Source organism: Mesorhizobium sp. M2A.F.Ca.ET.039.01.1.1 (assembly GCF_003998035.1).
GTDB lineage: Bacteria > Pseudomonadota > Alphaproteobacteria > Rhizobiales > Rhizobiaceae > Mesorhizobium.
This window is the reverse complement of sequence record NZ_RZRY01000250.1, coordinates 1-8,395: the sequence shown is the minus strand read 5'-3', so window position 1 is coordinate 8,395 and position 8,395 is coordinate 1. Positions and strand designations below refer to the sequence as shown.

Annotated in this window: 9 protein-coding genes; 3 read left to right on the top strand and 6 right to left on the bottom strand. The window is 64.0% G+C overall.

The window, feature by feature from the left end:
- Nucleotides 1-42 precede the first annotated feature (42 nt).
- A complete protein-coding gene (locus EOA24_RS19225) occupies nucleotides 43-1,242 on the top strand; it encodes an AI-2E family transporter (RefSeq protein WP_126082964.1) in 1,200 nt (399 codons plus the stop codon).
- On the opposite strand, the gene EOA24_RS19220 is transcribed toward EOA24_RS19225, so the two are convergent.
- The 4 genes from EOA24_RS19220 to EOA24_RS19205 form a co-directional block, all read right to left on the bottom strand.
- Nucleotides 1,230-2,126 (bottom strand): DMT family transporter, encoded by an 897-nt coding sequence (locus EOA24_RS19220; RefSeq protein ID WP_126082963.1) that lies wholly within the window; start codon nucleotides 2,124-2,126, stop codon nucleotides 1,230-1,232. The two genes, EOA24_RS19225 and EOA24_RS19220, sit on opposite strands and share 13 nt — an antisense overlap.
- 124 nt (nucleotides 2,127-2,250) lie before the next feature.
- On the bottom strand, nucleotides 2,251-3,015 hold the full coding sequence (locus tag EOA24_RS19215) for an arginyltransferase (protein ID WP_042640082.1): 765 nt from the start codon (nucleotides 3,013-3,015) through the stop codon (nucleotides 2,251-2,253).
- A 148-nt stretch (nucleotides 3,016-3,163) separates the two neighbouring features.
- Nucleotides 3,164-3,634 (bottom strand): RDD family protein, encoded by a 471-nt coding sequence (locus EOA24_RS19210; RefSeq protein WP_126082962.1) that lies wholly within the window; start codon nucleotides 3,632-3,634, stop codon nucleotides 3,164-3,166.
- A gap of 47 nt (nucleotides 3,635-3,681) precedes the next feature.
- Entirely contained in the window at nucleotides 3,682-4,359 is a 678-nt protein-coding gene (locus EOA24_RS19205; RefSeq protein ID WP_245501822.1) for a hypothetical protein, read from the bottom strand.
- Between the two features lie 110 nt (nucleotides 4,360-4,469).
- Between EOA24_RS19205 and sthA the strand changes: the two genes are divergently transcribed.
- Nucleotides 4,470-5,858 (top strand): Si-specific NAD(P)(+) transhydrogenase, encoded by a 1,389-nt coding sequence (gene sthA, locus EOA24_RS19200; RefSeq protein ID WP_126082961.1) that lies wholly within the window; start codon nucleotides 4,470-4,472, stop codon nucleotides 5,856-5,858.
- A 66-nt stretch (nucleotides 5,859-5,924) separates the two neighbouring features.
- On the opposite strand, the gene EOA24_RS19195 is transcribed toward sthA, so the two are convergent.
- Nucleotides 5,925-6,584, bottom strand: coding sequence for an alpha/beta hydrolase (locus EOA24_RS19195; RefSeq protein WP_245467072.1), 660 nt, complete (start codon nucleotides 6,582-6,584; stop codon nucleotides 5,925-5,927).
- Between the two features lie 204 nt (nucleotides 6,585-6,788).
- Here EOA24_RS19195 and opgC point away from each other — a divergent pair, with 204 nt between their 5' ends.
- Nucleotides 6,789-7,985, top strand: coding sequence for an OpgC domain-containing protein (gene opgC / locus EOA24_RS19190; RefSeq protein ID WP_126082959.1), 1,197 nt, complete (start codon nucleotides 6,789-6,791; stop codon nucleotides 7,983-7,985).
- 63 nt (nucleotides 7,986-8,048) lie between these two features.
- Here opgC and EOA24_RS19185 read toward each other — a convergent pair.
- On the bottom strand, nucleotides 8,049-8,395 hold a 347-nt coding region (locus EOA24_RS19185; protein ID WP_189354020.1), incomplete at its 5' end, for a substrate-binding domain-containing protein.

Below are 8,395 nucleotides of genomic sequence, written 5' to 3'. Positions count from 1 at the left end.
GCATAAGCATCCATCGAACATCGGATAGGGAGAAACGCCGGGTTGAAGCGCGCCGAGATCCAGAAGCCGGGGCAGCGCCTGTTCGGCCTGTCGACGCCGCTCAGGGCTGCCGTCATCCCGCCGCTGTCGGCGGCACGTTGGCTTCTGGTGCTGATCGCCGCCGCCGGCGTCTATTTCTTCCACGGCTTCCTGTTCCCGGTTCTGGCCGCGCTCGTCATCGCCTTCGCCAGCTGGCCGCTCTACCGCCGGCTGCTCGTCGCCGTCGGCGGCAACCGCACCATAGGCGCGACGCTTGCGATCCTCTTCATCCTAACCTTCCTGGTGGTGCCGATCGCGCTGGCCGGCACCTACGCCATCAACGAGCTGCGCGAGTGGGTCACCTGGGCGATCGAGACCAACCGGCATGGCGCGGTGACGCCGGGCTGGATTGCCACCATGCCGGTCATCGGCGAGTGGCTGAACGGGCAGTGGACATCCTATCTTGGCCATCCCGGTGGCATCGGTGAAGTGATCCAGGCGGTCAGCGGCTCCAATATCGGAAACATCTATCGCGGAGCTTTGGCTGCTGGCGGCAGTGCGTTCAGCCTGCTGCTGATGCTTCTGTTCATGATGATCGCGCTGTTCTTCGCCTATCGCGACGGCGAGTCTTTCGCGGCCCAGGTCGATCGCTTGGGCGAGCGCATCCTGCCGACGCGCTGGGAGCGCATCTCGCGCGTCGTGCCGGCGACCATCTCCTCGACCGTGACGGGTATGACCATCATCGCCATCGGCGAAGGCCTTGTGCTGGGCATCGCCTACTGGCTCGCCGGCGTGCCGTCGCCGGTGACACTTGGCGCGCTCACCGGCATCATGGCGCTGATCCCCGGCGGCGCGCCGCTCTCCTTCACCCTGGTTTCGATCTACCTCGCGGCCAGCGGCAAGCTGTTCGCCGGCCTTGCGCTGTTCACATGGGGCGCGGTCGAGCTCTTCATCGTCGACAAGACGCTGCGGCCCAAGCTGGTAGGCGGGCCGATCAAGCTGCCTTTCCTGCCGACCTTTTTCGGCCTGATCGGCGGCGTCAAGACGATGGGCTTCCTCGGCCTGTTCATCGGCCCGGTGCTGATGGCCCTGCTCGTCGCCATCTGGCGCGAATGGCTGCGCGAGGTGGAATTGATGGACGAGATTCCCCCGGTCGCCGATCACACCGGCGCGCCGTCCCAGATCGAGGCGGCGGCCGAGCCAAGGAAGATTCAGGCCGGGTGAACCACGGCAAGCGCCGCCCGCCTCTTGCGGCCCTCATGCAATTGCCACAGCGAATGCGCCACCAGCGTCACGATCAGGATCGTGCCGCCGATCAGGCTGTTGCGCGTGGGAGCCTCGGCGAAGATCAGCCAGACCCAGATCGGCGCCAGCACGGTCTCCAGAAGATAGAACATCGCCACCTCCGGCCCCGAAATGTATTTCGGCCCATTGGCCAGGCAGAAAAACGAGATCGGCATGATCACGGCGCCGTTGAAGATGATCCACCACGGCGCGTTCACGTGGAATCCTTCGCCCGAAACCATGAAGGCGGCGAGCGCCAGCGGCAGGATGACGCCGACCAGCCCGGTGAAGCCCATGTCCTTGCCGCTGGCGCGCGAGATGGTGATGGCGAGCGCAACGAAGAAGGCCGAGCAAAGCGCCATGAAATCGCCGAACAGATGCCCGGTTCCGACCGAGCCGCCGACAATGATCAGCACGCCGATTATCATCGCCAACATGGCGATTACGGTCGCAATCCGCGGTCGTTCCTTGAGGAAGAGCCACGACAGCAGCGCCGCGAAAACGGTGTTGAAGGCCAGGATGAAGACAAGGTCGGCGGTCGATGTATGATAGACGGCCGTGACGAAGCTTATGCCGGTCAAACCGTAGCAGACAGCAACGGCGAGCCCCGACCAGCCCGGGATGAGCTTCGGCGCGTTCCTGTCCAGCGACCTCCAGATCGCCCACATCACCAGCCCCGCCAGCAAGGTGGTGCCGGTTCGCAGCAGCATGATCGTCCAGGGTGCGCCGTCGGCAAGCCGGATCAGCGGTATGTCGACGGTCAGCGTGAGGCCACCGATGGCGGTGATCAGCAGACCTTTTTGGTGGTCGGTATGGGTGGGCATGCGGGCAATCTCGCAAGCAACTTGAGGGGACGCAAAGCGGCCGTGACGCGGTCGTTCCAGCCTGCCGGCCGAAAGACCAGCGTCCTCCTCCTTGAAACAGTTTAAGGGTGAAGCGTTGGGCGGCTCAGCGACTGACCGCTTCGTGGTCGTAGCGTTCCCAGCCCTTCGGGCCGAGATGCTCCTGCGGCATGAATCGCATCTTATAGTTCATCTTGCGCGAGCCGTTGACCCAGTAGCCGAGATAGACGTGGGGCAAGCCCATCGCCTTGGCACGGGCGATGTGGTCGAGGATCATGAAGGTGCCGAGCGAACGGTCCTCGAGGTCGGGATTGAAGTAGGAATAGACCATCGACAGGCCGTCGGCCATCTTGTCGGTGAGCGCCACGGCGATCAGTTCGCCCTGGCCTTTGCCGGTTATGAAGGTATCAGGACCACGACGCCGGTATTCGATGATCTTGGTGTCGACATGCGTGTCCTCCACCATCATCGCATAGTCGAGCACGGTCATGTCCGACATGCCGCCACGGCGATGGCGGGCGTCGAGATAGCTGCGGAAGAGAGAGTATTGCTCGGTCGAGGGCTGCGCGTCATGCATGGCGCCGACGAGATCGGCATTGTGCTGGATGACGCGGCGCATGTTGCGGCTGGGATCGAATTCCTGCGCCAGGATGCGCACCGACACGCAGGCGCGACAGGACTCGCAAGCCGGACGGTAGGCGATGTTCTGCGAGCGCCGGAAGCCGCCTTGCGTCAGCAGGTCGTTCATCTCCGGCGCCTTGTCGCCGACAAGGTGCGTGAACACCTTGCGCTCGAACTGTCCCTCCAGGTAGGGACACGGCGACGGCGCGGTCAGGAAGAACTGCGGCGACTGTGTCGGATGCTGCGTCATCTAATCTTGGAAACGCTCCTGCGAATCGCCCTACCTTTGGCCCGGCCGGCGAAAAATTCAACAGGATTGTGCGGGCGCGGCGGCCCAAGCCTGTTCATATTTGGGCACAGGCGGCGCGGCGGTTCGATGGACGCGACCCTGGACACCGTCAGATGTCGGTGCGGGTGACCACGGTGCCGAGCAAAAGGTCGTGCAGCGTGCGCTTGCGGTCGGAAAACAGCGTGACCAGCAGCACCAGCGGCGTCACGATGACGTTGGCAGCCCAGAACAGAACGGAATGCACCACCGCCGTCATGCCGTCGATACGGCTGCCGTCGAGCTTCTCCAGGCGGATGCCCATGATCTTCATGCCGGTTGTCGCTTGGTCGCGGCTGCCCAAGGTATTCCAGATGTAGAGGATGGCGACCATCGGCACCAGCACCGAAAACAGCGCCCAGCCGAGGCCGAAGGTCAAAAGCCCGAGAATGGCCACCAGTATGGCAAAGGGAATGGTCAGCAGCGCGACGAAGAAATAGTCGAGCAGGAAGGCAAAGATCCGCCTTGTCCGCACCCCGCGATAGGCGCGGGTGTCCTCGAACCTGGTCGTAATGATCTCACCATCCAAAACGCGTGCGTTCATGTCCGTTCCTCGATCGCCGCATCCGCATAAGGATGCCTGCCCCATTCTCAAATGGTGAGAGTGGCCCGGAATTCAAGGAACGTGCCAGCGGGCGGGCGGCGTGATCTCAGAAAATGCCGGGACAGAGCCTGTAGCGAACCCGCCCGAGATAGTGGCGATATTCTTCCGTCAGCTGCCGCACGTAGCGGTAGCCCCCCGCCGGTGACGACGCCGCGATTGGCGGGCAGGATGGCGAAGGACCGGCCGAGCGACATCTTGCCCCAGATCACCAGCCACAAGGCCAGCAACTGCAGTGGCGCCGCGATAGACAACGGAATGATGGCGGCGCCCTCCTGAAGCGAGACGAAGCCCGAGCCGAAACCCGCCGTCAGCGAAATGAATACCGTGAAAGGACTCCAGTCGCGGACAATCGGCCGCCGCGCCAGAAGCAGCCAGATGAAGGTAAGCGTCTCGGAGATCGTCAGCAGCAGGACGTTGAGGCGGCCCGGATCGACGATGACGTTGTTCACGCCGCGATAGACGAAGATCGCGGCGACGAGCAGCGCGATGAAACGAAACAGGCCTTCACGCAGATCCACGAAGACCGGGTGGGTCTGTAGGTCAGACAGGAATTCCAGTCGCTGTGCCAGGCAAGGTATCGCTTTTGGACATGAAAGCTCAGCCACCCCGTGGTTCCCTCGCTTATCACCATTGCACGCAAGCGTTGCCGTCGGGTTACGGTTCATATGGCCGCTTCTTCCAGAGTTTCCGCGGTAGGCAGACGCGATAGGCAGTTGAATATGACGCCGCCGCCGGATTAGCTTGTTGCGGCGCACAAGATGCGGGGAAGGGGTTCATGGATTACGACATGCTGGTCATCGGCAGCGGCCCTTCGGGACGCCGCGCCGCCGTGCAATCGGCCAAGCTGGGCAAGTCCGTCCTGGTGGTCGACCGGGGCAGGCGTCTGGGCGGCGTCTCGGTGCATACCGGCACCATTCCGTCGAAGACGTTGCGCGAGACCGTGCTCAATCTCTCGGGCTGGCGCGAGCGCGGCTTCTACGGCCGCGGCTACCGGGTGAAGCAGGACATTTCGATCGGCGATCTGGTCGAGCGGCTGCACAAGACCCTCGACCACGAGGTCGAGGTGTTGCAGCACCAGTTCATGCGCAACACCGTGAGGAGCGCGCGCGCCGCGGTTAAATTCCTCACGCCGAACAAGGCCAGCCTGACCGCCGACAATGGCGATTACAGCGAGGTTGGCTTTGCCAACGCGCTGATTGCCGTCGGCACCCGGCCGCACCGGCCGGCCGACGTGCCCTTCGACCGGAAGCGGATCTTCGACAGCGACGAGATGCTGGAACTCCACCACCTGCCGCGCACGCTGACGGTGATCGGCGCCGGCGTCATCGGCGTCGAATATGCCACCATCTTTTCGGCGCTCGACGTGCCGGTGACCTTGGTCGAGCCGCGCAACTCGATCCTGGATTTCATCGACCGCGAGATCGTCGACGATTTCATCCACCAGATGCGCGACCGCGGCATGACCATCCGGCTCGGCAGTTCGGTCAAGGAGATCGCCTCCAAACCCGACTATGCCGAGGTGACGCTCGCCGACGGCCGCACCATCCGCTCCGAGATGGTGCTCTACGCCGCCGGCCGCACCGGCAACATCGCCAGCCTCGGCCTCGACGCGGTCGGCATCGAGGCTGACGCCCGAGGCCGAGTCAAGGTCGATCCGCAGACCTTCCAGACCAGCGTGCCTAACATCTACGCGGCCGGCGACGTCATCGGCTTCCCGAGCCTTGCCTCGACCTCGATGGAGCAGGGCCGGGTGGCGGCATTGCACGCCTTCGGCGTCAACCTGCCGCCGCCGCCGGAGAGCTTTCCCTATGGCATCTACGCCGTGCCGGAGATCTCGACGGTCGGCCTGTCGGAAGAGCAGGTGCGCGAGAGCGGCGATGCTTATGAGGTTGGCCTGGCGCGTTTTCGCGAGACATCGCGCGGCCATATCATGGGCGTCTCAAGCGGTTTCCTGAAGCTGTTGTTCTCTGTCGAGACGCGCCGCCTGCTCGGCGCCCACATCGTCGGGGAGGGCGCCACCGAGCTCATTCATATCGGCCAGGCGGTGATCAATCTCGGTGGCACGGTCGACTTCTTCGTCAACAACACCTTCAACTATCCGACGCTGGCGGAAGCCTACAAGATCGCAGGCCTGGATGCCTGGAACCGGATGGGACGAGGGTAGAATTCCTCGAGCCGCCACGGGCCGCGCCTGCCGTCTAAAGGCAGCATCGCCCGGCTGGCGGCGCGGTCAGGCCGTCGGCATGGGACCTGCCAGCCACTGCCGCGCGATCGCGGCGTCGGCGGCGCCGAATTCATGGCCCGAAGCAACGATGCGCGCGTCGACCTCGGCGCGGCGTTCGCTGAACAGCGTCACCAGCGCCGGGGCGAATGGGCCGTAGGCCTGGTCGGCGGCGCCGGCGATGATCAAGACACGTGTTCCGCCGAGATCGGTCATCGGCGAAGTGTCGAGCACCGGCATCGCTCGCAGAAGCGCCGCCTGCCGGACCAGGCCAGGATGGAGCAGCATCAGGCTGGAGACGACGTTGGCGCCGTTCGAATAGCCAAGGAAGGCCGCGCGCGGCGGGTCGAGGCCATGGCGCTCGGATACCTCTAGGGCGAATTCGGCGTAGGCGGCGGTCTCCTTGCGGATGCTGGTCTGTTCGAAACTTGTCGGCGTGATTCGCTCGAACCAGCGGAAGCCGTCGTCCTGGGGGATGCGCCCACGCGCGGCAACCAGCGTCGCGTCGGGCGCAATCTTCTTTGCAAGCGGGATGAGTGTCGTTTCGTCCACACCCGATCCGTGCAGCACAAACAGGCATTTGCCGGTCGACTTTGCCGGCGTCACCACGCGGTAGCGGAAGCCAAGATCACTGTGCAGGATACTGTTTTCATCGCTATATTCGGACACGCTCACATCCATTTGATTCCATGAGAGATTCGTTGATTTGCCGGCTTCAAAACGGAATATTTTCGCGCTCCGCGAAAGTTGATTGAACCAGGCGCATTTCAGTCCGTTTCAGCGCCGATATACCTCCCGCGGGAGGAATCGAAGCGGTGCGCCCCGGGGGTCGCATTGCTGGCTATGAACAACCAGCTTTGAGGCCTTTTGTCGATGACCACCCCTGTTTCCAACGAACGCGACAAGCGTATCGGAGAGCGCGACACACGTATCGACGTGCTGCGCGCGCTCGCGCTGCTCACCATCTTCGTCGACCACGTTCCGGGCACGGTCTTCGAGAATTGGACCTACAAGAATTTCGGCTTTTCCGACGCGGCCGAAGCCTTCGTGCTGATCTCCGGCATCTCGGTGGCGCTGGCCTACGGCACGAAGTTCAAGCCGGGCGGCCGCCTGCTCGCGACCCTGAAGATGTGGCGGCGCGCCGGCGTGCTCTACATCGCTCACATCGTCATCACGATGGTGGTGATCGCGCTGTTTTGCGCCGCCGCGCTGTTCGCGCACCGGCCGGAAATGCTGACCATGATAAACATCGAGCCCTTGATGAAGAACACGCCGCAGGTGCTGCTCGGCATCGTCACGCTCGGCCACCAGCTCGGCTACAACAACATCCTGCCGGTCTATGCGGCGCTGCTTCTGGCGGCGCCGGCTTTCGTGCTGTTCGTCAGCCATAGGCCGGTGACGGCGCTGATCGTGTCAGGCCTGCTCTGGCTCGTCGCCGGCATCTGGCAGATCGCGCCGCCAAACTACCCGGAGCCTGGCCTCTGGTTCCTCAACCCGCTGTCCTGGCAGTTCGTCTTCAACATCGGCCTTGCCGCCATGCTGCATGTGAAGCGGGGCGGGCGAATCCCGATCAATCCGTGGCTGCTTGGCGCCGCGGGCATCTACGTGGTCGGCGCGGCGATCTGGGTGCACAGCCCGCTCTGGGGCCAGATCACCTGGTTCAATCTGCCGGTGGTGATCGGCGGTTTCGACAAGACCTTCCTGTCGCTGCCGCGGCTGTTGCACATTCTGTCCATCAGCTACCTGATCGTCGCGTTGCCGGCTGTCTCCAACCTCTTCCGCGTCAGGCCCGACAATCCGCTGGCCATTCTGGGCAAGCGCTCGCTGCCGGTGTTCATCGCCGGCACGCTGCTTGCGATGTCGGCGCAGGTGCTGAAGCTGATCAACCCGGGCGGCCCGGCTTACGATACGCTGCTGATCGCGGCCGGCATCGCCATGCAGTTCGCGCTTGCGCTCTACCTTGAATGGCTTGCCGGTCTTGGGCCGTCCCGCGCCAAGGAAGCGCGCGGGGAGGCTCCAAGCAGGCCGTTCGGCGCGCAGCCGGTGCCGGCAAGGGCGGGAGGATACTGAAGCAATTTCAGGAGAAGTGCGGAGCGGTTTTCCGCTCGCAATTGCGCGACGCCGCAAGAGCGCTCAGCCTGTGCGGGCCGGGCCGGTCGAGGCTCTGACGATCAGTTCGACACCCATCGTCTCGCGCCGCACCGTACCGTCATGATCGAGGATCATGCGCGCGGCGCGGCGGCCGATCTCGGTGATAGGCTGGGCGATCGTGGTCAGCGCGGGCGTGCACAGCGCGCCGTCCGGCACGCCGTCGAAACCGACGATGGAGACGCCGCCGGGGACGTCCAGGCCCCGCGCTTTCAGCCAGTCGATGGCGATCAGCGCCATGCGGTCCGACATCGCCAGTATGGCGGTTGGGGGTTCGTCCTTTGCGAAGATCGCCCCGAGGCCGGCCCTGGTGGTTTTTTCGTCGTTCTCGG

Coding starts and splice junctions, on each gene's coding strand:
- EOA24_RS19220 (WP_126082963.1), bottom strand. CDS start 2,126: ATGCCCACCCATACCGACCACCAAAAAGGTCTGCTGATCACCGCCATC.
- EOA24_RS19215 (WP_042640082.1), bottom strand. CDS start 3,015: ATGACGCAGCATCCGACACAGTCGCCGCAGTTCTTCCTGACCGCGCCG.
- EOA24_RS19210 (WP_126082962.1), bottom strand. CDS start 3,634: ATGAACGCACGCGTTTTGGATGGTGAGATCATTACGACCAGGTTCGAG.
- EOA24_RS19205 (WP_245501822.1), bottom strand. CDS start 4,359: ATGAACCGTAACCCGACGGCAACGCTTGCGTGCAATGGTGATAAGCGA.
- sthA (WP_126082961.1), top strand. CDS start 4,470: ATGGATTACGACATGCTGGTCATCGGCAGCGGCCCTTCGGGACGCCGC.
- opgC (WP_126082959.1), top strand. CDS start 6,789: ATGACCACCCCTGTTTCCAACGAACGCGACAAGCGTATCGGAGAGCGC.